Origin of the sequence: Rhizobium sp. AN5, assembly GCF_900215255.1 — a bacterium.
GTDB lineage: Bacteria > Pseudomonadota > Alphaproteobacteria > Rhizobiales > Rhizobiaceae > Agrobacterium > Agrobacterium tumefaciens.
In genome coordinates this window covers 1,843,697-1,870,025 of sequence record NZ_OCMJ01000003.1, presented here as the reverse complement: position 1 = coordinate 1,870,025, position 26,329 = coordinate 1,843,697, and the positions used below count along the sequence as shown (strand labels likewise).

Sequence of the window (26,329 nt, the reverse complement as noted above, 5' to 3'; positions counted from 1 at the left end):
CGACCGGCGAAGCTCAGTCGCTGGAATTTGCGGCCTGTGCGAGCTTTTCGATGTGCTCGCGGCAAAGCGTCTCAACCAGCTTGTGAAGTTCCGCCGTCTGCTCCTGAAGCCATGTGAGCGCCTCTTCGGAAACCTCGAAACGCTTCGAATAGCGTGCCTTGACGTAGGCCTCGTTCAGGATGTTGTACCATGTGGTAAATCGCTGACGATCGCGCGGCCAGATGTCGATCAAACGGTGATCACGACCTTCGGAAAGTCCACGCAGGAATTTGAGATTGTGCGACGCAGGGGAATAGTTCGTCAGTGTCAGGAGATAGCAGTTGTAGGCGGTCTCCACTGCCTGATGGAGTTCGAAAACAGCATGCTTCATCCGCTTGTCTTTCAGATACAGCGACGTATCAAGAAACGAGCGAGCGGCAGCCATCTCTTCGTAAAAATGCTCTTCGGCTACTCTGAGTGCATCGGCAGGTCTGAGCGGTTTTGGTTCAGCCAGCGGCCTGTCGTCGAACTCGTAAAGGACGATGCCTTCACGAGCGAGATCGACAAAGAAGGGTTGGCCGTCATTTAGAAAATTACTGATCTCGCGAGCGCCATGCACGATGAGACCGACAGGTGTCTCAATTTCCTTGTCCCACATCAGCCGGTCTGTTGTTTTGTCCCAGTATTTGGGATCGGCAAGTTCCTTGTTGCTGACAATGACGAGGATATCGAAATCCGAGCGATAGCCTTTCGACGTATGCGGTTCATCCACCCAGGTGCCACGCGCGTAAGAACCGAACAGAATGATTTTGAAAATCCGTCCATCCTTCTTGGCGTCAGATTTGGAGCGCTCGACCAGATCAGCAAACTCTTCCTGAATAATTCCGACGACACGCGCGAGCTCGCGTTGCTTTCGTTCTGGCAAATGTTCAAGGCTGGTCTTCATGTCTGCTCCGCTTGTCGACGGTGTCCTGTATGGGCCATTCCAGAGGCCTTTGAAACTCCGATTTTTGGTAGCCACCAGGCGAATGTCTGTCTTCCTGGACGATGCACATTCGATCTTGCGGCAACCGGCTCTGATTTGTGCAAATGGTATTGGAATACCCGCATTCCTCAATAGCGAACATTCAATGGTACTTTATCTCAGGTTGTATCTCGCTTCCCAGTTTTTTCCCAATCGCAGGTACTGCGGGCGCAATACCGTGGCCGACAGAGCGCAGTATTGAAGTTTTGAAGGACCGTTCACGAAGGCATTTCTGTCCAACCGTTGCAGCAAGATGCCCGCCTGCCCTGCCCCTCACGTCGGCGCACTGCCGCAGGTCCTCACGATGACCGCATTGCTCGTTTCGCTCCAGCTGCTCCAGCACAAACCATTCGAGCAACATCTTGCCACGCGTCGACTGCGCCCGCTCCTGTTTATCGAGCCGTGCCTGCAATGTCTTCTTCCGCTCTTCCAGCTCGCTTGTCCCTTGTCCTCTGTCCCTGATCCGTCGTGCGATCAGCCTGCGCCTATCGCCCTCCCCTGATTGATGCGTTTGGCCTATTCAAACACGAGCAATGACCAGTTGGCGACTACTACTTTTAGTAGTCGAAATCACTCTTCGATGTTGCTAGCGTCGCCACCGGTAAACAGACAAGGGCGCACTTACGACTTGCGGCGCGTTTGGGCGTTTGGTCTCCCCGTTTGCGTATCGGAGATTTCGTTTGGCGATTTATCATCTCAGCACGAAACCTGTCTCGCGCTCATCCGGTCGCAGCGCCGTCGCATCTGCCGCCTACCGTTGCGCGGTTCTTCTCGTCAATCAACGCGATGGCCTTGTGCATGACTTCACCCGCAAAGAGGGTGTCGAGCATATCGAGATCGTGCTGCCGGACGGTCTTTCTGCCGACTGGGCTTTGGATCGTTCGACGTTGTGGAATGCTGCCGAGTTTGCAGAAAAGCGAAAAGACGCCCGCGTCGCCCGCGAATTCGAAATCGCGCTTCCGCATGAGCTTTCGACAGAAGGGCGACTGAAGGCTGCGCGTGCCTTTGCCCGGGATCTGGCAAACCGCTATGGCGCGGCCGTGGATTTTGCAATCCATTCGCCAAGTGAGCATGGTGATATCAGGAACTACCATGCGCATGTGCTGATGACGACGCGACAGATGGGCAAAGCCGGCCTTGGCGAGAAAACTGTTCTTGAGCACAAGAACGCACGGCTGTTGGCACATGGCATGGCGACAACCGACATGCAGCTTCGCGATATCCGGCAGTCGTGGGAAGGCATCGCCAACCGTCAGCTTCAACGCGAAGGCCTGGATGTTCGCATCGATCATCGCTCGCATGCGGAGCGAGGCCTTGAGTTGTCGCCGACCGGGCATATGGGCGTGCATGCGTCGCAGATGCAGCAGCAAGGAATGGCCGTCGAGCGCGGGCGACTGGATGACGAGGCCGCACGGCAAAATGCCGAGCTGATCCGCCAAAAACCGGAACAGGTTTTGACGCTGATCAGCAATGAGAAGAGCGTGTTCGATCGCCACGATATTGCCAAGACCTTGCATCGCTACATCAACGATGACGCCCAAGCGTTCCAGAACGCCTTTGCGGCTGTTTTGGCGTCGCCAGCGCTCGTGGAGCTTCAGGCTGAGCGCATCGATGCCGAGACAGGCGAAGTGTCCAAAGCGCGCTATTCGACACGGGACATGATCGATCTGGAACTCGCAATGGCGCGATCGGCGGAACGGTTGCATCAGGCGCAGTCCCATGGTGTCGATCCTCGCCATGTCGAGCGTGCAATGGAGAGGCAGGATAACGCTCTTCGGAAAAGTTCCGACGGAATGTCCGCTGCGCGCGATCCGTCAGCGGGATTGTCGGACGAACAGCGTCATGCGATCAAGCATATTACAGGGCCTGAACGCATCGCGGCTGTGGTCGGGTTTGCCGGTGCTGGCAAGTCCACCATGCTGGCAGCCGCTCGTGCGGCCTGGGAGGCTCAAGGCTATCAGGTCCATGGTGCCGCACTGTCCGGAAAGGCTGCCGAGGGTCTTGAGGAAAGTTCCGGCATAGAGAGCCGCACGCTTGCGTCATGGTCTTACAGCTGGGATCATGGCCGGGATCTGATCGGTCGCGGTGACGTGTTTGTCATTGACGAGGCTGGCATGGTCGGGAGCCGGCAGCTTGCCCGGTTCATCGGAGAAGCGGAAGAGCGCGGCGCAAAGATCGTTCTCGTCGGCGACCATGAGCAGCTGCAGGCGATCGGGGCCGGAGCACCCTTCAGGGCGATTGCCGGGCAGATCGGCCATGTCGAACTTTCCGGGATACGCCGCCAGCGCCAGGATTGGCAGAGACAGGCATCGGTTGCCTTTGCGACCCACAAGACGGCCGAGGGGCTGGCCGCCTACCGGGATCACGGCAACATCCATTTTGCGGAAAGCCGCGAGGCGGCGATGGCGCAGATCGTGCGTGATTATCTTGCTGACAGTGCTGAGCGAGCCGAGCATCCGGATGGTACCCGGGTTGCCATGGCGCATCGCCGTGCCGATGTGCGGGCCCTCAATGCCGCTATTCGCTCCGAGCTTCAGAACAGACAAAAGCTGGAGCGCAGCCCCGGGCTGGGCGACGGTGTTGACCGTGGGGATGGTGAGGCCGGTCGCGAACTAACCTTCCAGACCAATAACGGCAAACGCGCCTTCGCCGCCGGTGACCGGATCATCTTCCTCGAAAACAACCGCGACCTCCGTGTGAAAAACGGCATGCTCGGCACCGTCGAGCATGTGGAGCCGGGCAAGATCATCGCCCGGCTCGATGGCCGAGGCGGCGACAGTGTCAGCATTCCCACGGACAGCTACCAGGCAATCGACCATGGCTATGCGACGACGATCCATAAAAACCAGGGGGCGACGGTCGATCGCGCCTTTGTGCTGGCGTCGAGTACCATGGACCGGCATCTGACCTATGTTGCCATGACAAGGCATCGCGACAGCGTGCAGCTCTATGCAAACAGCCAGGAGTTCGCCAGTGCGGGCCGGCTGGTTGATCACGGCGTTGCGCCCTATGAAAACCATCCGCAATCACGCGAGAGCTACTTTGTGACCCTGGAGAACGACAAGGGCGAGCGGCGCACAGTGTGGGGCGTCGATCTCAAGCGGGCCATGCAGGAGGCATCGCCAAAGATCGGGGACAGGATTGGCTTGCGGCATGAAGGCGCCACGCCTGTCACGCTTCCGGATGGCACCCAGGCCGAGCGCAATGCGTGGCGTGTCGTCAAGGGTGACGCGTTGGCGTACCAGCAGCTGACAAGCCGCCTGTCGCGTTCCGGCGCGAAGGAAACCACGCTGGACTATGTCAGCGACTTTGCCGAGCGGCGCGGAATCGCAAGCGATCCATGGATCGCGGAGCAGCTCGGGTTCAAGAGCGAGATCGAACTTGCTTCCCGCCGAAGTGGCGCGGAAAGGGAGCAGCACGACCCGCTCCATGATATCGCACCAAAAATCGATGACGGTCGGCGGGACGACCGGATAGAGGACAGCAAAGGATACCGCCGCATTCGGTGGTCCGACCTCATGTCGCAAGGCGGCGCCGTCCCTGCCCTGACAGAAACTGTCGGCAAGCAATCACCGCTGGAGACCGGCAAGCAAGCTCCGCTTGTGCCAGCCATCACCCGATATCAACGCAGCATCGAAGAGGTGGCGCAGCAAAGGGCGATGTCCGTTATCGACCAGAGGTTCGATACGGTGGAATCGCTAGTGCGGCGTGCGTTCCGTGATCCAGAGGAAGTCGCCTCGAGACTGCGCACCGCGATGACCGAGAAGGACGGCAATGGAAAAATCATGGCGAAAGCCATGGCCGAGCGGCCAGAGCGGTTCGGGGACTTGCGCGGCAAGTCGGGTCTGTTCGGAAACAACAGGGAGCGGAAAGAGGCGCTGCAATATGCCAGGTCTCTCTCTGCCCATCTCGGCTACGTCTCCGAGGCATGGGAGCGCCGGCTTGGCGAAGAGCGCGCGAGCGAACAGTGGCAGCGGGAACAGCGTGACGTGATCGAGGTGCCAGGCCTCACGCCGCGCAGTGCCGAGATCCTTTCCGAGGTGGAGAAGATGCCGGTCGACAAGCGGGACAAATTTATCGCGGAACTGCGGTCGTCTCCTGAGGGCCGTGCCGCGATTGATGAGGCCAAGCTGGTGGCCGAAGCACTCACGCGGCGGTTCGGTAGTTCTGATCCTCGCAGGTTCGCCGAAGAACTCGAGGCACTTCCGGAGCTCGCAAAACAGGCCGAGCAGATCGAGACGATCGCACGCATAGTGCATCGTACACGCCATGCCGAGCTTAGCCATGACCATGCGCTGAGACAGCAGCTTGCCCGGTCTCAAGGGCTTGGACTTAGTCGATAGTAGAGAGGGCCGCAGCCGCCAGCGATTAGCTGCAAGGCTATGCCGCTGCACCCGGTTGATGGCCGCCCGACCCCGTCGCGTCCCGACGGAACACCTGGACCGAACACAGCCGCTGACATCAAAACGCAGCGTAGCAATGATATCGGATCCGAAGCCTGCAATGAGATAGTTGTCGTGGTATTCGATCTTTCCCGCCCAAATGCGATAGCAGCAAAACCAAGTAAAAAAGAGAACGAATTCGAGGACGTAGATCATGACCGTCGTCAGCGACCGCTGATAGTGTCCAACTCACGTCGAGAGCGGATGATGCAGGGCTTCCGTTCCGTCGGCGGCTTGCAACGTTTTATCCCGGTCTTCTCAGCAGTCAGAAATCTCTTCGTGCCGCCACATCAGAAACGCTCAGCCCTGGCCACCCACATTCATCGCATCCGCGCAATGGCGCATTGGAAAGTCGTGACCGGCGCAACTGCGTAAGCTCATCGGCAAACGCCTTGTCGGGGATTAAGCGAACAACGTCACATCGCCCTCCCAAGCGCATTATCGGACATCTTTGCTATTGTCACTGGATAGGCCTCCAACACCGAGATTTTACTTCTAAACGTGCACTTCGCCACTGTCAGATAATCGAGAACGGTGCTATTTGTAGCTAGACAGCCTAGCTAGATCGGAGCAGATTCATGGATTGGCAGTTGCAGGACGCTAAGAACCAATTTTCGAAAGTAGTGCAAAAAGCCCGCTTTGAAGGCCCGCAAGAAATCACCGTGCGTGGTGAGCGCACGGCCGTTGTCTTGTCCGCAAAAGACTATGACGCTTTGCGAGCAGGGCGACCGACTTTGGTCGACGACCTGCTCGGCGGTCCGCCTTGGGATGACGCCTTCACCGACGCGGTCGACGCACGGGCCAAAGTCTCAAGCCGCGACGTGGCCTTCTGATGTATCTAGTAGATACGAATATCGTCTCGGAGGCAAGGCGGGGCACTCCACAGGCAGTGTCGTGGCTGCGCTCGGTCGATCCTCTCAGCGTCCACTTGAGTGCGCTGACGCTTGGTGAGATCATGCGCGGTATTACCTTGAAACAAAAATCAGATCCCAAGGCTGCGGCACATCTTGCCGAATGGCTGCGCAAGCTGCGCCACGATCACGCTGACCGCATCCTACCGGTGACCGACGAGATCGCAGTCGAATGGGGCCGCATCGCCGCGATCCGACCGCGCGGTGACATCGACGGGCTGATCGCAGCCACTGCAATTGCCCATGACCTGATCCTCGTCACTCGCAACGTCAAGGACTTTGAGGAAACAGGCGCAGCCGTGATCAATCCATGGGAAGTGTGAGATGAGCGACAACAAGAGCTCGCGAATGCTCCTGACCAGTTCAAAAGCATTTGTGAATCTACAAGAACGCCTTCGAAACGCACTCCCACAGACTATGTACGATGGACTTGTCCGACTGAAGCAAATCGAAGTAGACAGGGGATAATCGCCAATGTCTGCTCCGTACCGCAATTTCTGGATTATCTTTACAGAACGCGCCTTTAGTCATTCACGATTAGTGGTGCTCTTGGTTTAGAAAATTCGCGTCAAGTCAGGCCCCTTTACAGCTTTTGATGAAAATCGAACCTTTGGCCCATCTCTGTTTGTCACGAGAGAGGTAAGGGATCGGTGCCGTCGTCGACGCGGTCGCTCGGGGAATGCTTCGGCGTCGCCCCGATCCCGTGCGACCGCTTGCCATCACCTGGTCGGCGCTCTGCCTTAGGATTTACCGCGGCGACGGCTTATGCAGCGGTAGATTTTGCGAAGTTAAACGGGAGAGCTTCACAGCGAAGGCTCCTTCGAATCCGGTTGGCCAATTCCAAGATCGCCAGGCATCTCCATCTCGACGCTGGCGATTTGGCCAAGACGTAGTGATCGAAGCAGGGAGCCAAGGCTCTTGGAGTACACGCCCAACTTCACGATGAAATGTCGGGCCATATGATCTTTACTTTCAGACCATATGGCCTATATTATGATTATCAGGAGGCCATTATGCAAATCGCCGTCAAGCCCCAGAAACCCGCGGAACTCAATGCCATTGCACTCAAGGCCTATGCCAAGGTCGCTGATGCGTGGTCGCTGAGCCTAAGGGAAGCAGCGAGCCTCGCCGACATGTCGGAGAGCACGTGGAAGCGTGCGCGCAAACCGGGCTTCACCGGCGAATTGACAAAGGACCAATTGCTGCGCCTCAGTGCCGTGATCGGGATCTACAAGTCGCTCGAACTCTACTTCTCTGAGCAGCTCTCCAGAAGCTGGTTCACGCGCCCGAACACGGGCCCGCTCTTCAGCGACGCGCGGCCGATCGACACCGCCATCGATGGCGGCCTCCCGCAAATTCTGGCGATCCGAACCTATCTCGACGCGTTGCGGGGCGGCGCATGAGGAAAACCGAACTGTCGGTTCGAGGATTGGTCCGCCTGCTACCCGCAACCTACCACAAGCCGCCGGCGCTTCGCGGTCTGGTCGACAGCGAGGAGGAACTGGAGGTTCTTGCCGAGATCGAGGGGTTGACCAGCGCCCGGTTGCTCGCCGAGCGCGGCCGCAATCCGCATCTCGATCCGCGAGAGCTCGCCTGGCGGCGGCGCAACCGTGATCTCAGGATCTACGGCGACACGCACGTCAACGCGGCCTTCACCTATACGCGGGTAGGCGGCAACCGCTTCAACTCCGAAGATCGCGGTGCCTGGTATTGCGCCTGGGACGTAATGGTATCGGTCGCAGAGGTCGCATGGCACAGAACCCGCGAACTCCGTTTCACCGGCTCGTTCCATGACAGCGCCCGATATGTCGAACTGATGTCCGACTTCATTGGAGAATTCGACGACCTGACCGATGAACCCGAACACGTCGCGCTCAACCCAGACCCAGAGGTCGGCTATATCGAGGGCCAGGAGCTGGCCGCCCGATTGCGACGAGATGGAAGCCGCGGCCTCATCTATCCCTCAGTCCGTGCACCCGGCGGAAACTGCCTGGTTTGTTTCGATCCGGGGGCTGTCCAGAACGTCCGGCCCGGCGCGTCTTGGGATCTGATCTGGCAAGGCACGCTGGACTATTCGATCGTCGCCATCTCGTAGCAGCGACGAAGCACAGATTTCCGCAAGATCATGCCGCGCCCCCGTTCACCAGGGTCAGCTTCACCTTGTTGCCAGCCTCGGCGTTGTCGCGATAGTCGCTCCACCATTCAAGCATCTCGCGTCGGCCCGCCAGCCATCGCGCACTATTGTAGGCAGAGCGAACCTCGTCACGATCGGTATGGGTGTAGCGCGGCAATCAGGGAACATTACTAGTGAGGCAATGCGCATTCTCGGACTTCAAAGACGCAGATTCTTGACGGCCTCACTCGGCAACCGCTCGCGCAACCTCATCGGTGAAGGACCCCGCATTACCCTCGTCATCGATTTTCGTGTAGGGAACCCGATACCCTGCTTCGCGCAATTCTCCGGCGAAGAGCAGACAGGACGCCAGAAAACTGTGTCTCGAATGCTTCGGTCGATGGCGGCGAGGCGCACAGGAAACGATAGACGTCGCCGCGCCTGTGATACGTGGCATAGGCGTCGAAATCCGTAGACTCAAAACGGCGAACGGTTAGCCGCGAGGTCTAGATGGGTAGAGAGGTCTCAGGAAACATTCATCAGCCTTTTCAACCACCCCGGACATCTGGTGGCGAGATCTGTGAACCGCAAGTCGTCAAACATCGATCGGAAAGGAAAAACCGGCCTTTACCCGGTCCATGACGACCATGGTCTTGAAGCCCTTGATATCGTGGTTTTCGTAAAAGAACCGCCGGGTAAAGGCCTCATAGTCCTCCATGTCCTTGGCGGTGATGACCAGAATGAAGTCGGCGTCTCCCGTCACATAATATCCGATCATCACTTCCCGGGTCGCGCGGATGGCCGCCTTGAAGCGATCGACAATATCGGCGCGTTCGCGCTCCAGTGAAACGAGCACGATCATGGTAATGCCTCGCCCAACCGCCTTCGGCGACACGATGGCGACATCCGCTTCGATGACGCCATCTTCGCGCAGACGTTTGAGGCGCCGCTGGCATGCGGTCGGTGAAAGATTGACGAGCTGCGCCAGCTCTTCCGACGTAAGGCGATTGTTTTTTTGAACAGCCTCAAGCAACGCCTTGTCCGCTCTATCGAGTGTATGCATGCAGAAATCCTGCGTATGGAACCAAAAATAAGCTAAATTCCGGCTTGGACGATATAAATAACGCAGTCAACCGATCAATGCGCTTGATTAGTCTCCCTGTAAACCTACCGGGAGCTCCTTATGAAAAGTATTGCAAGCACTGCATTAAAAAACCTGCAGCGGCCCGATTTGATCGAGCGCCGCGCTTTTCTCCATGGCAGTTGGGTTGCTCGCGATGAAACGCTCGGTGTCATTGATCCGGCGACGGGAGAATATCTCATCGGTGTGGCGGCATGCTCGCTTGAGGATGCGGATGATGCCGTCAGTACCGCGAAAAATGCCTTTCTAGAATGGCGCGACAAGCTTCCAACCGAACGCGGGCAGATCTTGCGTGAATGGAGCAAGTTGATGCGCAACAACGCGCATGATCTCGCCGTCATAATGACGGCCGAACAGGGCAAGCCGCTCTCGGAATCGCTTGGTGAAATTGCTTACGCTGCCAATTTCCTTGATTGGTTTGCGGGCGAAGGCGAGCGCGCCTACGGCGAGACGATACCGAGCCATTTGCCCGACAGTCGTGTCTCGGTCCAGATGCAGCCGCTAGGCGTCACTGTGGCCATTACCCCGTGGAACTTTCCCTCTGCTATGATCACCCGAAAAGCGGGCGCAGCGCTTGCCGCTGGCTGCACAATGATCGTCAAACCGGCGCCTGAAACACCCCTTTCGGCGCTCGCCTTGGCAAAACTCGCTGAGGAAGCTGAAATGCCCGCCGGCGTATTCCAAGTCATCACCGGTCACGCTGCACCACTTGCGCACCGCCTGTTGCAACACACCGATGTGCGCGCATTTTCCTTTACCGGCTCGACTGAAATCGGTCGTATTTTGCTGGCGCAATCAGCAGCGACCATCAAGAAAGCCTCGCTGGAACTTGGAGGTCACGCGCCCTTCATCCTGTTCGACGACGCCGATGTCTCCAAAGCCGTAAAAGGTTGCATCGGGGCGAAATTCGCAACATCGGGGCAGGACTGCCTCGCTGCCAACCGGATTTACGTCCAGCGAGGTATTTATGACCGCTTCGTCAGTCAGTTCGGCAAGGCAAGTGCCGAACTCAAGGTCGGCCACGGTTTTGAGGCTGGCATCGATATAGGGCCGATGACACGCCCCTCCGTCGCTGAAAAGTGCCGCAAGCAAATCGCGCAGGCGCTCTCTGCCGGTGCACAACTGATCTGCGGCGGGCAGGACAGTCCGCTCGGCGGCAATTTCGTCACCCCGACCGTGCTGGCCGATGTCACAGACGACATGCTGATCGCGCGGGAGGAGACCTTCGGTCCGGTTGCCGCGATCTTGCCATTCGATGACGAGCGGGAGGTCGTGCGGCGCGCCAACTCGACGGAGATGGGGCTTGCGGCCTATCTCTACACCAACGATCTCGGCCGGGCGATGCGTCTGACGCATCAACTGGAATATGGCATGGTCGCCGTTAACACGCCGAAATTTACCGGCGCGCCCGTTCCCTTCGGCGGCTGGAAACAATCCGGCCTTGGTCGTGAGGGCTCGCGTCATGGTCTCATGGAATATCTCGAACCCAAATATGTCTGCTTCGGCAACTTAGCTGCGTGAAAAGGAACTCGCCTATGACAATCGATGTCAAGAATATTGCGGAAATGGATCGAAACGCCGTTTTGCACCCTTTCACGCAGCTCAAGGATTTTGCCAGCGGCAAACTCGGCGAGCCCACCATTGTCGAAACCGGCAAGGGCATCCGCATTCAGGACGCGCACGGCAAGCAGTTGATCGACGGTTTCGCCGGTCTTTATTGCGTTAATGTCGGTTATGGACGTACCGAGGTGGCTGAGGCGATTTCACGTCAGGCCTACCGCCTTGCCTATTATCATTCCTACGCCGCCCACACGACGGATGAGCTGGCCATCCTTTCCGATCGCCTCGTCAGAATGGCACCAGGCAAAATGAGCAAGGTCTTCTACGGCATGTCAGGGTCAGACGCCAACGAGACACAGGCCAAGCTCGTCTGGTATTACAACAATCTGCGCGGCAAGCCGCAAAAGAAGAAAATCATCTCCCGCGAACGGGGGTATCACGGCTGCAGCGTGGTTTCCGGTTCAATGACCGGCATGAGTTTTTATCACGACCATATGGACCTTCCACGGGCCGGCATCCTGCATACAGGCGTTCCGCACCACTATTGGGGCGCAGAAGCCGGTGAGACGGAGCTGGAATTTTCGAGGCGGCGCGCGGAAGAGCTGGACGCGCTTATTCTGCGCGAAGGACCGGACACGATTGGTGCGTTCATCGCCGAGCCGGTGCTCGGAACGGGCGGTATCACACCGCCGCCGGAAGGTTACTGGCCAGCCATCCAGGAGGTTCTCAAAAAATACGATGTCCTGTTGATTGCCGATGAGGTTATTACCGGCTTCGGCCGCACGGGTTCGATGTTTGGTTCACAGCATTACGGCATCGAGCCGGATCTGATCACCGTTGCTAAAGGCCTGACCTCGGCCTATTTCCCGCTTTCCGGCGCCATCGTCGGGGAGAAAGTCTACAAGGTGATGGAGGAAGGCGCGGATCGCGTCGGCGCCTTCTCCCACGGCTACACCTATTCCGGCCATCCTATCGGAGCGGCGGCTGCAAACGCCGTGCTCGACATTGTCGAAAAGGAAGACCTGCCAGGCAACGCAAGAACCGTTGGCAGCTATTTCCAGGAACAACTGAAGGCAAAGTTCGCCCAGCTTCCAATCGTCGGCGAGGTGCGCGGCGTGGGACTGATGGCCGCTATCGAATTCGTGGCGGACCGGGAAAAAAAGACGCGTTTTGCCCCTCAACTCACGGTGGGTGCACGCGTTTCCAAGGCAGCGCGTAACGGCGGTCTCATAGCACGCGCCATGCCGCATGGCGATATTCTCGGTTTTGCACCGCCGCTCGTTACGACCCGGGAGGAGGTCGACGAGATCATCGCCATTGCTGAAGCCGCTGTCCGCAGTGTCATGGATGATCTGGTCCAGGCCTGCGAGAAAATCTGATCGGCAGCTTCAGTTTTCCAACGTCGCAAATGCTGCTCATTTCGACGGCAACTGCGCCTTTCTGCAGCGCAGTTGCTGTTTGCGCTGCATAAGGCTTCATCTTTTCATAGAAGCATGCATAATGTCATGAAATTACATTCGTCGAAAACGAGACAATTTCATGCGTCGTCAAGCCAATTCACCCAGCCCAGATCCAGTTTCCACAACGAGACCGGTGGCATGGCGACCGACGCTAGCTAAGCAGAAAGGCGAAACGAAACACTCTGCACTGACGGAACGCATCATTGCTGATATCGATGCCGGCGTTCTGAAGCCGATGGACCGTATGCCGACACACCGCGATCTGGCCCGCGAACTCGGCCTTTCTGTCCAGACGGTCAGCCTTTCCTACAAGGAGGCGGAGCGGCTAGGTTATCTTAGCGGCGAAATTGGCCGCGGAACCTTCGTGAAGACGCGGGTGACGGAGCGGGCTGGTCGCATGATGCTTGATCACAGCCCAACCGAGGTGCTCGATCTATCCATCATCCGCGGCGTTTATCTCGATGACCATGAAAATGCCTCGCGCGCCATTCTTCGCGAGATGGCCGATGGTGACAATTCTGGCTTCATGCGCCCCTGCCGGCCGGTCGCGGGCCTCGAGAGCCATCGCGAAACGGCCAGAACATGGCTTGGCATGATGGGCGTGACAGCCGGCCCGGAACGCATTCTTGTCACCAATGGCGCGGCGCACGGCATTTTTCTCGCTCTGAGCTGCATTATCCGCTCCAACGACGTGGTTCTCTGTGAAAACCTGACCGACCACGGCATTATCGGCCTGTCTAATATCCTCGGCTTCAGCCTAAAGGGCTTGCCCACCGACGAAGAAGGCATTTTGCCCGACGCGCTGGAGGCCGCCTGCGCAGCAGGTGGTGTCCGCGCACTGGTGCTCATTCCCACGCTTAACAACCCGACCGGGCATGTGTCGGGCGCAGCGCGAAGGCAGGCCATCGCCGCAATTGCCGAGCGACACGGCATTTTTGTCATCGAGGACGAAGTCTATCGTCCGATGATCGAGGATGATCTGCCATCTATCACCGAAATGCTGCCTGATCTCGGCTTCTTCGTCACCAGCTTCACCAAGACGGTGCTGACAGGGCTGCGCGTCGGTTATCTCGTCGTGCCACCCGCCTATTCCATCCGCGCCGCCTCCATCCTGCGTGTGTCGAGCTGGAGCGGAACCTATCTCACCGCGGAAATCGCCACGCGTTGGGTCGAAAACGGCACCGCACGGCGGCTGCTGGATGTCCAGCGCTCCGAGGCGCGTGCGCGGCAGAAAATTGCCATGGACATATTGGGCCATCACATGGGCTCGACCCACCCCCTCTCCTTCTGCGCCTGGCTGAAGGTTCCGCCGCGCTGGACGGAGGATGGTCTGGTGCGCGCGCTCACGAACCAGAACGTCGCGGTAACCCCGTCAGAACCCTTTATTGCCGGTCCCGGCCATGGCGGCGGCATTCGCATATGCCTCGGCGGCCGCCTCAATCATGCAAGCCTCGCCAGGGCTCTGACCACCGTACGGCAAACATTCGAGCAACTGCCGCCGGTCTACGATATCGGGTCAATCGGCTGAGGCTGCCAGCCGAAAATCATTGAATCATTACAATATAATAATTGACATGATTTTATTTCGCTCTCAACATGACAATCATGAAGAGCGAAAACCTGTCCATATCCGCCGCCGACAACCTGCTTCCAGTCTCACTGGCCGCGATAAAGCGAGCGGCGGCGCGGCTTGCGGGACAGGTGGAGCGCACACCGCTGGTTCGCTCGGACTTTCTCTCTGAGCGCTGTGGTCATCCCGTTCATCTCAAACTTGAAACCCTTCAGCCCATCGGCGCCTTCAAACTGCGTGGCGCGATGAACGCCATTCTCTCGCTAGACGATACGACGCGCCGGCGTGGCCTCGTCACCGCCTCGACGGGCAATCATGGCCGGGCCGTGGCCTATGCCGCAGACAAACTCGGCATTCCCGCCACAATCTGCATGTCGGCGCTGGTGCCGGCAAACAAGGTCGAGGCGATCCGCTCGCTCGGCGCGGATATGCGGATCATTGGCAGATCTCAGGATGATGCGCAGGAGGAAGTGGAGCGCCTGACCAAAAGCAGAGGCCTGACCGCTATCCCGCCTTTCGATCACGCCGACGTCGTGGCCGGCCAGGGCACTATCGGCCTCGAGGTCGTCGAAGACATGCCTGAACTGGCGACAATTCTCGTTCCTCTATCGGGCGGTGGCCTTGCGGGTGGTATCGCCGTTGCGGCGAAGGCGCTGAAGCCGGAGGCACGTGTCATCGGCGTTTCCATGCAGCGGGGCGCGGCCATGCATGCGTCAGTCGCTGCCGGGCGGCCCGTCACCATCCAGGAGGAAGAAACGCTGGCGGATTCACTGGGAGGCGGGATTGGATTGAAAAACCGCATCACATTTGCGCTCTGCCAATCTCTTCTCGATGAGATCGTGCTGGTATCCGAGGAAGAGATCGCAGCTGCCATCCGCCATGCGACGCATGAAGAAGGTCTGACGGTCGAGGGTGCCGGCGCTGTCGGTTTCGCAGCGATCCTCTTCGGCAAGGTAGACGTTACCGGCCCAACCGCGATCATCGTGTCGGGTGGAAATATCGATCCGGCGGTTCACAAGACGATCATCGAAGGTCCTGCCGCATGAGCCAAATCACCATCCTAACAGAAAAAGATCTGCGCGCTGTCGTGAAGCTCGACCTCTCCGCAGTCGAGTGCGTAGAGCTGGCCTTTGCAGCGCTCGCAACCGACGCGGTCGCCATGCCGCCGATCTTGCGGCTCGATATACCTGAGTTTCGTGGCGAGGTGGATGTGAAGACGGCCTATGTGCCGGGTTTCGACGGTTTCGCCATCAAGGTCAGCCCCGGCTTTTTCGACAATCCCAAGCTCGGTCTGCCGAGCCTCAACGGGCTGATGATCCTCTTCAGTGCAAGGACCGGACTGGTGGAGGCCCTTCTTCTCGATAACGGCTATCTCACAGATGTACGTACCGCCGCAGCCGGGGCGGTCGCAGCACGGCATCTCGCCCGTGAAGATGCTTCCGTCGCAGCAATTTTTGGAGCGGGCATGCAGGCCCGTCTGCAGTTCGATGCGCTGAAACTGGTGCGACCCATTCAATCCGCACGCATCTGGGCTCGTGACCATCAGAAGGCCGAGGGGCTCGCAGGCGATCTGGCCCGCGAACACGGTATAGAGGTCATCGCCGCGGCCGATCCGCAGACCGCTCTCCGGGGCGCAGACATCGTAGTGACCACGACGCCAGCCGAAAAGCCGATCCTGTTTGCCGCCTGGCTTGAAGAAGGCCAGCATCTGACGGCCATGGGATCGGATGCCGAACACAAGAACGAGATCGATCCGGCCGTATTTTCCAGGGCGCGATATTTCGCAGACCGGCTTTCGCAGACCCGAATCCTCGGTGAATTGCACCACGCTATCGCCGCGGGGCCTGTCACGCCGGATCAAGAATTCACCGAGCTAGGTGCTGTCATCGCTGGCAAGGCACGCGGTCGCGTATTTAGGGACGAGATCACCTTTGCCGATCTGACCGGCACCGGAGTGCAGGACACCGCCATCGCCAATCTCGCCTTTACCCGCGCAAAAGACGCCGGCAGCGGTCAAATCATCGAAAACAGTGTGAAAATGGGAGACACAGCGTGAGCGTAACGCTGAACTTTACGCGCGAGGAATATGCCGCGCGCCTGTCCAAAACCCGCGACGCCATGGAAAAGGCAGGCATCGACCTGCTTGTCGTCACCGACCCATCCAACATGCATTGGCTGACCGGCTATGACGGCTGGTCCTTCTATGTCCACCAATGCGTGCTGGTGCCGCCGCAAGGCGAGCCGATCTGGTATGGCCGCAAGCAGGATGCCAATGGCGCCAAGCGCACCGCCTACGTCGCCCAAGACAACATCATCGGTTATCCGGACCACTACGTTCAATCGACCGAACGGCATCCGATGGATCTGTTGTCGCAGATCGTCGATGACCGGGGCTGGTCAGACATGTCGATCGGCGTCGAGATGGACAATTATTATTTTTCGGCTGCTGCATTTGCATCCTTGCAGAAACATCTGCCGAATGCTCGCTTCAAGGATGCCGCCGGTCTTGTAAACTGGCAGCGCGCGATCAAAAGCCCGACCGAACTCGACTATATGCGCAAGGCCGGCAAGATCGTCGAGCTGATGCACAAGCGTATCGTTGACGTGGTCGAGCCGGGCATGCGCAAATGCGATCTCGTCGCCGAAATCTACGATGCCGGCATTCGTGGCACCGCGGAATTCGGCGGGGATTACCCAGCGATCGTTCCGCTGCTCCCATCGGGCGCCGATGCGTCCGCGCCGCATCTGACATGGGACGACAAGCCGATGCGCTTGGGCGAAGGCACCTTCTTTGAAATCGCCGGTGCTTATCGCCGTTATCATTGTCCACTCTCGCGCACCGTCTTTCTCGGCAAGCCGACGCAGGCGTTCCTTGATGCGGAGAAGGCGACGCTTGAAGGCATGGAGGCCGGTCTTGCGGCTGCCAAACCCGGCAATACCTGCGAAGATATCGCCAATGGGTTTTTCGCGGTACTGAAAAAATACGGGATCATCAAGGACAATCGCACCGGTTATCCGATCGGCCTCTCCTATCCGCCGGACTGGGGCGAGCGCACCATGAGCCTTCGCCCCGGCGACCGCACGGAGCTGAAACCCGGCATGACGTTCCATTTCATGACCGGCCTGTGGCTGGACGACATGGGGCTCGAAATCACCGAGAGCATTGCCATCACCGAAACGGGTGTCGAATGCCTCTCCAATGTGCCGCGGCAACTGTTCGTGAAAGGCTGAGAGATGTTAAGCACCGCGCTACGCCCCTCACCTATCACGCCGACGGTCGATTTTGACAGGAAAGGCGTGCAGCACGGTCATCTGCGGCTACCATACAGCCGCGATGACAGTGCATGGGGGTCGGTAATGATCCCGATCTGCGTGATCGCCAACGGCGAGGGGCCGACAGCCCTTTTGACCGGCGCCAATCACGGCGACGAATATGAGGGGCCGGCCGCACTTTTCGAACTTGCCCACACACTCAATCCAGCTGACATCAGCGGGCGTGTCATCATCGTGCCAGCGCTCAACTATCCGGCCTTTCGGGCGGGAACACGCACCTCGCCGATCGACTGCGGGAACCTCAATCGCAGCTTTCCCGGTCGGCCCGACGGTTCGGTGACGGAGAAGATCGCCGATTACGTGACCCGTCATCTGTTACCGCTCGCGGATATAGTTCTTGATTTTCATTCCGGCGGCAGGACGCTTGATTTCCTGCCTTACGCTGCCGCTCACGAATTACCCGACAAGATACAGGAAGCCCGGTGCTTTGAGGCGGTGGCGGCTTTTGCTGCCCCCTATTCCATGAAGATGCTGGAGATTGACGCCGTCGGCATGCTGGACACGACAGCCGAGGAACTGGGAAAGGTCTTTGTCACCACCGAGCTTGGCGGCGCGGGCACGGCCAGCGCAAAATCGATCGACATCGCCCGCAAAGGTACCATCAACCTGCTGCGCCATGCAGGCATCCTGACCGGCGCCCCGGTGCCGGCGCCGAGCCGCTGGCTGGACATGCCCTCCAGCGATTGCTTCACCTTTGCCGAAGATGACGGCCTCGTCGTCTTCGTCCGCGATCTGGGAGACGCGGTCACGGCAGGTGAAACCATCGCCAGGGTCTACCTCATTGGAAAAACCGGTCTTGCGCCGGTCGAATACCGCGCCTCCATCAGCGGGGTGCTCGCAGCACGCCACGTTCCCGGCCTCATCAAGGCCGGCGACTGCCTTTCCGTCATCGCCACGGTCACGGAGAATACCTAGTCAGAAGAATGAAGTGAGATCCGAAAACGGACCACGAACCCAACCAGAGGAGTTAAAACATGAATATGACCAAACTCGCCGGGCTTTCCGCCCTTGCTCTTTCCATCAGCGTGACAGCGGTCAGCGCACTCACCCTCGAGGAGGTGAAGAAACAAGGCTACATTCGCGCAGCGACTGCCAATGAAGTGCCCTATTCCTACATGCAGCCCGACGGCACCTCTGCCGGCATCGGCCCCGATGTCGCAAATGCAGTTCTGAAATCGATGGGCATCGAGGAGGTCAACTGGACGGTGACCCCATTCGGCACGCTGATCCCGGGGCTGAAAGCGCGCCGCTTCGATTTCGCAGCCGCCGAACAGAACATTTCGCCCGAGCGCTGCAAGCAGGTGGCCTTCACCGAACCGAACTCGTCCTATGGCGAAGGTCTGCTGGTGAAAAAAGGCAATCCGAAGAAGCTGACCACCTATGCCGATATTGCCAAGGACCCTGCATTGAAGGTCGCCGTCGTATCCGGCGCCAACAATGTAGACTTCCTGCGCGCCGTCGGCGTCAAGGAAGATCAGATCGTCTTCATCCCGGCCAATGCAGATGCCATCCCCACTGTCCAGAGCCGCGCCGATGCCTATGCAGCCACGGAACTGACCGTGTCAGAACTGGCCAAGGGCCAGGCCAATGTCGAGCAGGTAAAGCCCTTCGTTGATCCTGTCGTAAAGGATGCGCCTGTGCGCAACTACGGCGGTTTCGCATTCCGGCCGGAGGACAAGGAATTGCGTGATGCCTTCAACGCCGCGCTCGTCGAATTCCGCAAGACCGACGACTACAAGAAAATCCTCGCAAAATACGGCCTCTCCGAACAGAGTATCGCGGCCACGGCCGAAAAGAAGGTTGCCGATCTCTGCGCCGGAAAATGACGCCCTCTGGCGCCCGGGCAAAACCGGGCGCCGATTACCAGGAACTCGGGAACACTCCAGATGGACATGACCGCCTACCTGCCGATGTTGTGGCAAGGCGCCGTCGTCACCATGACGATTACGCTCGCAGCCCTTGTTGTCGGCACGGTACTCGCCTTTTTCTTCGGCATTCTTCGCGTCGAGGGTGGACCAATCCTCTCGACTGTCGCATTGTGCTACACGGAGGTGTTTCGCGGCACCTCGCTGCTGGTCCAGCTTTTCTGGTTCTATTACGCGCTGCCGCTCGTCGGTCTGAGTTTCGATCCGGTCACCACCGGCGTCATGGTGCTCGCAGCCCATGCGGGTGGGTATGGTGCCGAGATCGTTCGCGGCGCGTTATCTTCCGTTTCGGTGCAGCAGCTGGAAGCCGCACGAGCGCTGAACTTCACGCGGATGCAGACGCTGTTTCGCATTTCCTTGCCGCAGGCGATCGTCGAGATGATGCCGGCCTTCGGCAATCTGGCCATCGAAACGCTGAAGCTTTCCTCACTCGTATCGCTGATCTCGATTGCCGACCTCACCTTCGCGGCACAGTCGATCCGCAACCTGACGCTCGATAGCACCAGCATCTATTCGATCACACTGCTCTGTTATTTCGCGATGTCGCTGATCCTGATGGCAATCATCCGGGTGATCGAACATGTCGTGCGGCGCGGCAATGTCTTTCCGCGCACTCGCCATTCGTAAGGATATTCAGTCATGATGTATGGTTACGAATGGGACACGACCACCTGGATCACCTACACGACCTCGATCCTGCCCATCATTTTGATCGGCCTGACGGTAACGCTGAAAGCAGCCGCCGCCGGCTTTGCCATCGCGCTTATTCTGGGGCTGGTTTTTGCGCTGCTGCGCCGCAGTCGGGTGAAATTGATTTCCTGGCCGACCGCGGTTGTTGTCGAATTCCTTCGCGACACTCCGCTTCTGGTGCAGCTTTTCTTCCTCTATTACGTTCTTCCGGAATTCGGCATTGTTCTGCCAGCGTTTCTCACCGGCGCGCTGGCGCTCGGCCTTCAATATGCCGCCTATACGTCCGAGGTCTATCGCGGCGGCATGGAGGCGGTGCATCACGGCCAGTGGGAAGCCGCGACTGCGCTTAATCTGACGCGCATGCAGACGTATCGGGATATCATCATCCCGCAGGCCATCCCGCGCATCGTTCCGGCCATGGGCAACTATCTTGTCGCCATGATCAAGGAAACGCCGGTGCTTTCCGTCGTCACTGTTCTAGAGATGATGGGGCTGGCAAACATGATCGGCGAGCGCACCTTCGAATATCTGGTGCCGCTGACGCTTGTCGGCCTGATCTTCCTTCTTCTGACCATAATCTGCTCAGCAGGCCTCAGCCGCCTGCAAAGGGCGCTTCCAAAAGCAGGAATACCCTTGCGATGACAAACAACACCAATCAGCCGCTGATCGAATTTTCCGATGTCACAAAGCGGTTCGGCATTTTGACGGTCCTCGACCAGTTCAATTTCAGCGTGGCAAAAGGTGAAAAAGTCACTCTTATCGGTCCTTCCGGCTCCGGAAAGTCGACGGTTCTACGCATTCTCATGACGCTGGAACCGTTCCAGGAGGGAAAGCTGACGCTAGCCGACATCTCCTACCATCAGCCCGGCGGTAAAGGCCCCTTCCAAGCCTCGGAAAAACACCTTCGCCAGATCCGTAACCACGTCGGCATGGTTTTTCAGAGCTTCAACCTCTTCCCTCATATGACGGTGCTGCGCAACATCGTGGAGGCGCCGGTGCGTGTACTGGGCATTGCCCGTCCGGAGGCAGAAGCACGGGCAATTGAACTCCTGAAGATGGTTGGCCTGGCCGACAAGAAGGATCACTATCCAGTGCAGCTTTCCGGCGGCCAGCAGCAGCGTGTCGCGATTGCCCGCTCTCTTGCCATGCGCCCGCGTGTCCTGCTTTTTGACGAACCAACCTCGGCCCTAGACCCCCAGCTGGTCGGCGAAGTGCTTTCCGTCATCCGTGGCCTGGCCCACGAGCACGATTTGACCATGCTACTTGTTACCCACGAGATGCGTTTCGCTCGGGAAGTGTCGGACCGGGTCTGCTTCTTCGACAAAGGGCGTATTTGTGAGCAAGGAACGCCAGAAGAAATCTTCGGCGCACCAAAGGAAGATCGGACCCGCGAGTTCCTGTCATCCGTTCTCGGGTAACTGCACTCTCACATGAGCAGGAAACAGCCATGACCAAAGCGCCGACGAGGTGGCAGATGCTCGATGATGCTGAATAGGCTGATAAGACCGAAGGGGACCTGATGCAGTTCCCCGAGGCGGCTGAGCAAAATTAGCCGTCGCCGCGGCAACGTCTCGCCGCCGCGGCGGGGTTTGCTAATTAATCATGTGTTGGCGGGATTGACAACGCCGTAAGATGTTGGCATTATTGACAACATGAAGGCGCTCAAGATCACAGAACACAAAAGCGTTGGTGCCGACGGCAGCATTATCCAGTTCGTTATTTGGAAAGTTCCATCGCCTGTTCCCCCAACCGAACATGGGTTAAAATATCGCATGGTCTATGTTCAGAACGGCATTAGGGTTGTGGGCTTCGACAATGAGCGGGATAAAGGCGATCACATACATCTGGACGGCCAAGAGTTTCCTTACCGGTTCACAACAATCCACCAACTGATTGAGGACTTTTTGTCTGAGGTCGAAAAACGGAGGCAGTCATGAGAACTTTGACCATCACGACAGATGCCGACTGGAAATCGGCATTACGCGTAGCAGGTAAGCGCGCTGCTATTGGCCTCGAAAGCGGTGAGTATCAGGGTGAAACGCTAAACTTTGAGACACCCGGCAAATTCTTTTCGCGTCTCACCGAGCGCCGTTGGGAGCTACTGAACGTCCTTCTGGGAAGTGGAACGGTTGGCGTGCGAGAGCTTGCGCGCAGACTGAACCGGGACGTCAAGCGCGTCCATGAAGATGCTGCGGCGCTAGTCGAGCTGGGACTGATTGAGAAGGACGAGCGCGGTGCATTAAGCTGCCCGTTCGATAATATTCATGTCGATATGATGATGGTGTCAGCAAGACAGGTGGCGTGATAGGAGAGAGGGCGCTGACGTGCAGCGCGATTAGCGTCGATTATGGCGAGAGGAACCGCCTTCGGCCCTTCCCCTCCCGGTCCCCTCGATACGGATACGGCACCCTGTTGATCTGAACCCTTCAAACTGGACCGTTTTTGGTTAGAGTGTTCCGGTGCATTTTCCTGGCTGGGAAAGGAACGGAAGACGATGAAAGCATCGCAGTTTTCGGACGCACAGAAGGCGTTCATTCTGAAGCAGGGTGATGAAGGAGTGTCGGTGGCGGAAATCTGCCGGTGCCACTCCGGTTCCGCCGAAGTGCGGACGAGGATCGGCTGGTCGCCAGCACTGGCTGCGCAGCAAACCAGACACGGTTTGGCAGGCCCGACCAGATGGCCAGGAGCATTCACATGAAAGTTGAAAAAATCACTTTAAATCCAGGCGATCAGATTCCCAACAACCAGACCTTCCCTGTCATCATCTATCGACAAGTCGGCTCGCCATTCGATTCCGCTGCTTTCGAGGCACTGTTCGCACGAAACGGATGGCGCGGCATCTGGCGCAATGGTGTGTTTGCCTATCACCATTACCACAGCGGCGCGCATGAAGTTCTGGGCGTGGGGGGCGGTGAAGCGACGTTGCAGATTGGCGGGCCGGATGGGCAAACCTTGCACGTTACGCAAGGTGACTGTCTGGTGTTGCCAGCCGGTACGGGCCACATGGAGCTGAAATCCTCTGCGCATTTTCAGGTTGTCGGCGCTTATCCACCCGGCCAGGAGGCCGATGTTCAGACGTCTGCACCAACCAGTGCGATGCTTGCACAGATAAAGTCTTTGCCAAAGCCGACAACCGATCCAGTGCACGGAGCATCAGGTGGCCTGATCGATCTCTGGTGAGAATGAGCCGGGTTTACGAAACCTGCCAGCTTCCTTCACTAATAAGAAGTATTGAGACTGCTCCGAGATTCAAGCCTTGGAAAGCTCCTGCTTCACCGCTCCCCCCGCAACGCGCGCAATACTCAGGAGTCGCTCCACGTCGCGGCCAATCCGCGCCATGGCGGAGAGACCGACCATGGTCGAACTCACGAAATCCGCCAGACGCTCAGCCTCTTCCGGATGGCGCGCGGCAATATAGGAGCGGATCACGCCCTCTGCCGCCGTGTGAAAAACGCTGGCTGCGGTACGCGCCTCTTCATCATCGCAGCGCGTACCTTCCAGAACGAGGCAGCCAGGGGCTGCGGAATTAGCGGCATAACGCCTTGCCGCATCTTCCAGCAACGCGGCAAGGCACTCGCCAACCGGACGATCCGGCCGCAGGATATCGGCAAGAGGAATTGCTTCCGTTCCGGCGTAGAGATCAAGAACCCTCTTGTAGAGGCCCATCTTGCTACCGAAGGCGGCATAGAAGCTCGGCGGGTTGATGCCTAACACCGAGGTGATCTCCGCGACGCCGACAGCATCAAAGCCACGCGCGTGGAAAAGCTGCTTGGCCGTGGCCACAGCCTGATCAGGATCAAAACGGCGCGGACGGCCGCGGGTGCGAATGTTTTTTGTATCGGTCATTACATAATATCTTGACGAGTGAGTTATTCGGTATTTATGTATCGATCATTAAATTAATTTTCAAGATCATGGAGAATGCTCATGTTTGAAGGAAAATCCGTTCTGGTTCTCGGCGGCAGCCGAGGCATAGGCGCAGCCATCGTGCGGCGGTTTGCAGACGAAGGTGCAAAGGTAACGTTCACCTATGGTGCATCTCAAGGTGCGGCGGAAGAGCTGGCGAAGGCGACGGGCAGCACTGCCGTACGGGCCGATAGCGCTGACCGCGACGAAGTTATCGGCGTTGTGCGTGACAGTGGTCCTCTGGACATATTGATCGTGAACTCCGGGATTGCCATTTTTGGCGATGCTCTCGAACAGGACCCTGATGCCATCGACCGCCTGTTTCAGATCAACATCCAGACGCCTTATCACGCCTCTGTGGAGGCGGCGCGGCAAATGCCTAACGGTGGCAGGATCATCGTTATCGGCTCGGTCAATGGAGATCGGATGCCGGTGCCGGGCATGGCCTCTTATGCCGTTTCCAAATCGGCCTTGCAGGGGCTGGCGCGCGGTTTGGCACGCGATTTCGGGCCACGCAGCATCACCATCAACGTTGTGCAGCCCGGCCCGATCGACACCGACGCGAACCCGGAAAACGGGCCGATGAAGGACCTGATGCACAGCTTCATGGCACTCAAGCGCCATGGACGGCCGGAGGAAGTGGCCGGCATGGTGGCCTGGCTTTCCGGGCCTGAAGCCGGTTTCGTGACGGGCGCGATGCACACGATCGATGGCGCCTTTGGCGCCTGATAAGCAGATTGCCTGATGGTTTGCGGCCGGTTTCGGGACAGCACGATGGCGTTGTTACCGAAACCGGCGAATAGATTGCGGCGAAGGAATTTCGCCGCGATCTTATCGGTTTTGCCTTTGGGCGATCTATCGCGGCATTCGGGCGAAGCCCTTTGCGAGGATAGGCCCGGTTGGCCTGCCCGTTGGTGATCCGCCTGCCTGTTCAAGCGTGATCTCGTAAAGCTGGTCGCTTCTGGGGGTCGGCAAAGCCGGTCCATCGAGACGCGCTGAACGGACGCCATCGATCAGGCCGAGCGAGACCGGGCCAACCTCCCTGGAGGGCAATGTCCATACCTGGATCGTCTTGTCTCCAGGCACTGCAAAATCGGCCAGCATCCGCACGGTTGCTCTTTCGTTGCCAAAATCCTCTACAACGGCCTGAACCTCACCCGTCTCGTTGACGAGGACTGCGATCACCAGCGGCTCCGTTGTCCGTGTCAGGCTAAACGTAAGGCCGGCGGCGAGCACAACGGTTGCGGCAATGGCGGACACGGCAATGGCGCGCCAGCGGTTTGTGCTGTTGTCGTTTGCCGTGTGGGTGGGCCTGAGGGATGCGGATGTCGACTGGAGCGGCAGGCGGGATTCGATGTTGCTCCACAATTCGCCCTTGATGGCTGCCGGCTCGACGGCGGTATCGAGCGGCAGAAAACGCTCACGGCTGGCCGCGATTGCCGCCCGCAATTCGCCATCCGATTCCATTGCTGCTTCAACAGCCGTGGCTTCGGAGGTCTCCAGCAAACCCAATACATAGTCATCAGCGATGGCGGGAATATCTTTGCGATCCAACATCATGCCATGCACTCCCGAAGCGCAGAAAGGCCGCGCCTGATCCAGGATTTCGTCGTTCCAAGCGGAATGCGCAACCGGCCAGCGATTTCGCCGTGGGAATATCCGGCCACGTAGGCCATCAGGATGCCCTGTCTCTTTGTCTCCTCAAGACCGCCGAGACATTCATAAAGGCGGGAATTCCGATCGAGCTTCTGCCATGCGGCCATCACTTCATCTGCCTGCGCGCCATCGCGGAGCGTTTCAACATCCTCCACGGGGAGTTCACGCCTGCTGTCTCGCAGAAGATTAAGCGCCCGGTTTCTGACGATCGCGTAAATCCAGCCGCGCGCCGACCCCTGGTCTGCCCGATACTGGTGCGCATGGGTCCAGATGCGCACAAAGCTCTCCTGCACCACCTCTTCCGCCAGATCCCTGCGCTTGACGATGCGCTCTGCCACCGCAATCAGCCGGCCTGCCTCGCGATCGAAAATCGCACGTAATGCGTTTTTGTCCCCCTTTGCACAGGCAGTGAGCGCCCTGTGTAGATCGTCCGGCACGGAGCCCATCTGCATTCGAAACCTTTCAACATCTGATCGCCAGCACGGTCGGCTTCGGCATAATACCCATCGCGACAGCATATGGATGCATCTCGCAAATATTTTTTCGCTGTCTGCATCCAAATGCACAACGCCCGGTGTCTTGAATTGTGGAAGCGTCGAAAACCAAAGGCTGGACGCCT

Annotated in this window: 26 protein-coding genes and 1 pseudogene; 21 read left to right on the top strand and 6 right to left on the bottom strand. The window is 58.3% G+C overall.

Going from position 1 to position 26,329, the window contains the following annotated elements; genetic code table 11:
* Nucleotides 1-13: 13 nt before the first annotated feature.
* Nucleotides 14-925: a nucleotidyltransferase and HEPN domain-containing protein gene (locus tag CRP02_RS11995; protein ID WP_097171194.1), complete on the bottom strand. Its 912-nt coding sequence runs from the start codon at nt 923-925 to the stop codon at nt 14-16.
* A 758-nt stretch (nt 926-1,683) separates the two neighbouring features.
* On the opposite strand from CRP02_RS11995, the gene traA reads away from it, so the two are divergent.
* The 6 genes and pseudogenes from traA to CRP02_RS11960 all read left to right on the top strand — a co-directional run bounded on the left by traA (nt 1,684) and on the right by CRP02_RS11960 (nt 8,451).
* Nucleotides 1,684-5,346: a Ti-type conjugative transfer relaxase TraA gene (gene traA / locus CRP02_RS11985; RefSeq protein WP_097171192.1), complete on the top strand. Its 3,663-nt coding sequence runs from the start codon at nt 1,684-1,686 to the stop codon at nt 5,344-5,346.
* Nucleotides 5,347-5,637: 291 nt separating this feature from the next.
* Nucleotides 5,638-5,820 (top strand): annotated as a pseudogene (locus tag CRP02_RS11980) (IS6 family transposase); the annotation flags it as partial.
* A 203-nt stretch (nt 5,821-6,023) separates the two neighbouring features.
* Entirely contained in the window at nt 6,024-6,278 is a 255-nt protein-coding gene (locus CRP02_RS11975) for a type II toxin-antitoxin system Phd/YefM family antitoxin (RefSeq protein WP_097171191.1), read from the top strand.
* Nucleotides 6,278-6,679, top strand: coding sequence for a type II toxin-antitoxin system VapC family toxin (locus CRP02_RS11970; RefSeq protein WP_097171190.1), 402 nt, complete (start codon nt 6,278-6,280; stop codon nt 6,677-6,679). The genes CRP02_RS11975 and CRP02_RS11970 overlap by 1 nt, the downstream gene beginning before the upstream one ends.
* A 690-nt stretch (nt 6,680-7,369) precedes the next feature.
* Complete coding sequence (locus tag CRP02_RS11965) at nt 7,370-7,759, top strand: antitoxin Xre-like helix-turn-helix domain-containing protein (RefSeq protein ID WP_097171344.1); 390 nt, start codon at nt 7,370-7,372, stop codon at nt 7,757-7,759.
* The gene (locus CRP02_RS11960; protein WP_097171189.1) at nt 7,756-8,451 is read left to right on the top strand and encodes an RES family NAD+ phosphorylase; all 696 of its coding nucleotides are present in this window, start codon (nt 7,756-7,758) and stop codon (nt 8,449-8,451) included. The genes CRP02_RS11965 and CRP02_RS11960 overlap by 4 nt, the downstream gene beginning before the upstream one ends.
* Nucleotides 8,452-8,713: 262 nt before the next feature.
* Here the strand turns inward: CRP02_RS11960 and CRP02_RS27325 are convergent, their stop codons facing one another.
* Entirely contained in the window at nt 8,714-8,926 is a 213-nt protein-coding gene (locus CRP02_RS27325) for a cryptochrome/photolyase family protein (protein WP_143539315.1), read from the bottom strand.
* Between the two features lie 138 nt (nt 8,927-9,064).
* Nucleotides 9,065-9,532 carry an Lrp/AsnC family transcriptional regulator gene (locus tag CRP02_RS11950; RefSeq protein ID WP_004431461.1) on the bottom strand — a complete coding sequence of 156 codons (468 nt, stop codon included), beginning with the start codon at nt 9,530-9,532 and terminating at the stop codon, nt 9,065-9,067.
* A 120-nt stretch (nt 9,533-9,652) separates the two neighbouring features.
* Between CRP02_RS11950 and CRP02_RS11945 the strand changes: the two genes are divergently transcribed.
* The 14 genes from CRP02_RS11945 to CRP02_RS11875 all read left to right on the top strand — a co-directional run bounded on the left by CRP02_RS11945 (nt 9,653) and on the right by CRP02_RS11875 (nt 23,328).
* Complete coding sequence (locus CRP02_RS11945) at nt 9,653-11,131, top strand: NAD-dependent succinate-semialdehyde dehydrogenase (protein ID WP_097171187.1); 1,479 nt, start codon at nt 9,653-9,655, stop codon at nt 11,129-11,131.
* A 14-nt stretch (nt 11,132-11,145) separates the two neighbouring features.
* Complete coding sequence (locus CRP02_RS11940) at nt 11,146-12,549, top strand: aspartate aminotransferase family protein (RefSeq protein WP_097171186.1); 1,404 nt, start codon at nt 11,146-11,148, stop codon at nt 12,547-12,549.
* Between the two features lie 160 nt (nt 12,550-12,709).
* A complete protein-coding gene (locus tag CRP02_RS11935; protein ID WP_097171185.1) occupies nt 12,710-14,158 on the top strand; it encodes a PLP-dependent aminotransferase family protein in 1,449 nt (482 codons plus the stop codon).
* Between the two features lie 68 nt (nt 14,159-14,226).
* Nucleotides 14,227-15,246 carry a hydroxyectoine utilization dehydratase EutB gene (gene eutB, locus CRP02_RS11930; protein WP_179783992.1) on the top strand — a complete coding sequence of 340 codons (1,020 nt, stop codon included), beginning with the start codon at nt 14,227-14,229 and terminating at the stop codon, nt 15,244-15,246.
* Entirely contained in the window at nt 15,243-16,256 is a 1,014-nt protein-coding gene (eutC, locus tag CRP02_RS11925; RefSeq protein WP_097171184.1) for an ectoine utilization protein EutC, read from the top strand. The genes eutB and eutC overlap by 4 nt, the downstream gene beginning before the upstream one ends.
* Nucleotides 16,253-17,431, top strand: coding sequence for an ectoine hydrolase DoeA (doeA, locus tag CRP02_RS11920; protein ID WP_097171183.1), 1,179 nt, complete (start codon nt 16,253-16,255; stop codon nt 17,429-17,431). Before eutC ends, doeA begins: the two co-directional genes overlap by 4 nt.
* Before the next feature lie 3 nt (nt 17,432-17,434).
* Entirely contained in the window at nt 17,435-18,448 is a 1,014-nt protein-coding gene (doeB, locus tag CRP02_RS11915; RefSeq protein ID WP_097171182.1) for a N(2)-acetyl-L-2,4-diaminobutanoate deacetylase DoeB, read from the top strand.
* 59 nt (nt 18,449-18,507) lie between these two features.
* Nucleotides 18,508-19,359, top strand: coding sequence for an ectoine/hydroxyectoine ABC transporter substrate-binding protein EhuB (ehuB, locus tag CRP02_RS11910; protein WP_097171181.1), 852 nt, complete (start codon nt 18,508-18,510; stop codon nt 19,357-19,359).
* Nucleotides 19,360-19,419: 60 nt separating this feature from the next.
* Nucleotides 19,420-20,085, top strand: coding sequence for an ectoine/hydroxyectoine ABC transporter permease subunit EhuC (ehuC, locus tag CRP02_RS11905; RefSeq protein WP_004431449.1), 666 nt, complete (start codon nt 19,420-19,422; stop codon nt 20,083-20,085).
* Between the two features lie 12 nt (nt 20,086-20,097).
* Nucleotides 20,098-20,790, top strand: a complete 693-nt coding sequence (ehuD, locus tag CRP02_RS11900; protein WP_004431448.1) for an ectoine/hydroxyectoine ABC transporter permease subunit EhuD — start codon at nt 20,098-20,100, stop codon at nt 20,788-20,790.
* Nucleotides 20,787-21,566 carry an ectoine/hydroxyectoine ABC transporter ATP-binding protein EhuA gene (gene ehuA, locus CRP02_RS11895; RefSeq protein WP_097171180.1) on the top strand — a complete coding sequence of 260 codons (780 nt, stop codon included), beginning with the start codon at nt 20,787-20,789 and terminating at the stop codon, nt 21,564-21,566. The genes ehuD and ehuA overlap by 4 nt, the downstream gene beginning before the upstream one ends.
* Nucleotides 21,567-21,800: 234 nt before the next feature.
* Nucleotides 21,801-22,085, top strand: coding sequence for a toxin-antitoxin system TumE family protein (locus CRP02_RS27930; RefSeq protein ID WP_097171179.1), 285 nt, complete (start codon nt 21,801-21,803; stop codon nt 22,083-22,085).
* Nucleotides 22,082-22,453 carry a hypothetical protein gene (locus CRP02_RS11885; RefSeq protein ID WP_097171178.1) on the top strand — a complete coding sequence of 124 codons (372 nt, stop codon included), beginning with the start codon at nt 22,082-22,084 and terminating at the stop codon, nt 22,451-22,453. The genes CRP02_RS27930 and CRP02_RS11885 overlap by 4 nt, the downstream gene beginning before the upstream one ends.
* A 389-nt stretch (nt 22,454-22,842) precedes the next feature.
* Nucleotides 22,843-23,328 carry a cupin gene (locus CRP02_RS11875; RefSeq protein ID WP_097171176.1) on the top strand — a complete coding sequence of 162 codons (486 nt, stop codon included), beginning with the start codon at nt 22,843-22,845 and terminating at the stop codon, nt 23,326-23,328.
* A 69-nt stretch (nt 23,329-23,397) separates the two neighbouring features.
* Here CRP02_RS11875 and CRP02_RS11870 read toward each other — a convergent pair whose 3' ends face one another.
* Nucleotides 23,398-23,994, bottom strand: a complete 597-nt coding sequence (locus CRP02_RS11870; protein WP_097171175.1) for a TetR/AcrR family transcriptional regulator — start codon at nt 23,992-23,994, stop codon at nt 23,398-23,400.
* A gap of 81 nt (nt 23,995-24,075) precedes the next feature.
* Between CRP02_RS11870 and bdcA the strand changes: the two genes are divergently transcribed.
* Nucleotides 24,076-24,783 carry an SDR family oxidoreductase gene (bdcA, locus tag CRP02_RS11865; protein ID WP_210200299.1) on the top strand — a complete coding sequence of 236 codons (708 nt, stop codon included), beginning with the start codon at nt 24,076-24,078 and terminating at the stop codon, nt 24,781-24,783.
* A gap of 126 nt (nt 24,784-24,909) precedes the next feature.
* Here the strand turns inward: bdcA and CRP02_RS11860 are convergent, their stop codons facing one another.
* Nucleotides 24,910-25,614 (bottom strand): VirB8/TrbF family protein, encoded by a 705-nt coding sequence (locus CRP02_RS11860; protein ID WP_097171173.1) that lies wholly within the window; start codon nt 25,612-25,614, stop codon nt 24,910-24,912.
* A complete protein-coding gene (locus tag CRP02_RS11855; protein ID WP_097171342.1) occupies nt 25,611-26,156 on the bottom strand; it encodes a sigma-70 family RNA polymerase sigma factor in 546 nt (181 codons plus the stop codon). The genes CRP02_RS11860 and CRP02_RS11855 overlap by 4 nt, the downstream gene beginning before the upstream one ends.
* Between the last annotated feature and the right edge of the window lie 173 nt (nt 26,157-26,329).

Excerpts from the sequence above, each read along its gene's own strand:
- CRP02_RS11995 (WP_097171194.1), bottom strand. The coding sequence starts at position 925 with ATGAAGACCAGCCTTGAACATTTGCCAGAACGAAAGCAACGCGAGCTC.
- CRP02_RS11975 (WP_097171191.1), top strand. The coding sequence starts at position 6,024 with ATGGATTGGCAGTTGCAGGACGCTAAGAACCAATTTTCGAAAGTAGTG.
- CRP02_RS11970 (WP_097171190.1), top strand. The coding sequence starts at position 6,278 with ATGTATCTAGTAGATACGAATATCGTCTCGGAGGCAAGGCGGGGCACT.
- CRP02_RS11965 (WP_097171344.1), top strand. The coding sequence starts at position 7,370 with ATGCAAATCGCCGTCAAGCCCCAGAAACCCGCGGAACTCAATGCCATT.
- CRP02_RS11960 (WP_097171189.1), top strand. The coding sequence starts at position 7,756 with ATGAGGAAAACCGAACTGTCGGTTCGAGGATTGGTCCGCCTGCTACCC.
- CRP02_RS27325 (WP_143539315.1), bottom strand. The coding sequence starts at position 8,926 with ATGCCACGTATCACAGGCGCGGCGACGTCTATCGTTTCCTGTGCGCCT.
- CRP02_RS11950 (WP_004431461.1), bottom strand. The coding sequence starts at position 9,532 with ATGCATACACTCGATAGAGCGGACAAGGCGTTGCTTGAGGCTGTTCAA.
- CRP02_RS11945 (WP_097171187.1), top strand. The coding sequence starts at position 9,653 with ATGAAAAGTATTGCAAGCACTGCATTAAAAAACCTGCAGCGGCCCGAT.
- CRP02_RS11940 (WP_097171186.1), top strand. The coding sequence starts at position 11,146 with ATGACAATCGATGTCAAGAATATTGCGGAAATGGATCGAAACGCCGTT.
- CRP02_RS11935 (WP_097171185.1), top strand. The coding sequence starts at position 12,710 with ATGCGTCGTCAAGCCAATTCACCCAGCCCAGATCCAGTTTCCACAACG.
- eutB (WP_179783992.1), top strand. The coding sequence starts at position 14,227 with ATGACAATCATGAAGAGCGAAAACCTGTCCATATCCGCCGCCGACAAC.
- eutC (WP_097171184.1), top strand. The coding sequence starts at position 15,243 with ATGAGCCAAATCACCATCCTAACAGAAAAAGATCTGCGCGCTGTCGTG.
- doeB (WP_097171182.1), top strand. The coding sequence starts at position 17,435 with ATGTTAAGCACCGCGCTACGCCCCTCACCTATCACGCCGACGGTCGAT.
- ehuB (WP_097171181.1), top strand. The coding sequence starts at position 18,508 with ATGAATATGACCAAACTCGCCGGGCTTTCCGCCCTTGCTCTTTCCATC.
- ehuC (WP_004431449.1), top strand. The coding sequence starts at position 19,420 with ATGGACATGACCGCCTACCTGCCGATGTTGTGGCAAGGCGCCGTCGTC.
- ehuD (WP_004431448.1), top strand. The coding sequence starts at position 20,098 with ATGATGTATGGTTACGAATGGGACACGACCACCTGGATCACCTACACG.
- ehuA (WP_097171180.1), top strand. The coding sequence starts at position 20,787 with ATGACAAACAACACCAATCAGCCGCTGATCGAATTTTCCGATGTCACA.
- CRP02_RS27930 (WP_097171179.1), top strand. The coding sequence starts at position 21,801 with ATGAAGGCGCTCAAGATCACAGAACACAAAAGCGTTGGTGCCGACGGC.
- CRP02_RS11885 (WP_097171178.1), top strand. The coding sequence starts at position 22,082 with ATGAGAACTTTGACCATCACGACAGATGCCGACTGGAAATCGGCATTA.
- CRP02_RS11875 (WP_097171176.1), top strand. The coding sequence starts at position 22,843 with ATGAAAGTTGAAAAAATCACTTTAAATCCAGGCGATCAGATTCCCAAC.
- CRP02_RS11870 (WP_097171175.1), bottom strand. The coding sequence starts at position 23,994 with ATGACCGATACAAAAAACATTCGCACCCGCGGCCGTCCGCGCCGTTTT.
- bdcA (WP_210200299.1), top strand. The coding sequence starts at position 24,076 with ATGTTTGAAGGAAAATCCGTTCTGGTTCTCGGCGGCAGCCGAGGCATA.
- CRP02_RS11860 (WP_097171173.1), bottom strand. The coding sequence starts at position 25,614 with ATGATGTTGGATCGCAAAGATATTCCCGCCATCGCTGATGACTATGTA.
- CRP02_RS11855 (WP_097171342.1), bottom strand. The coding sequence starts at position 26,156 with ATGGGCTCCGTGCCGGACGATCTACACAGGGCGCTCACTGCCTGTGCA.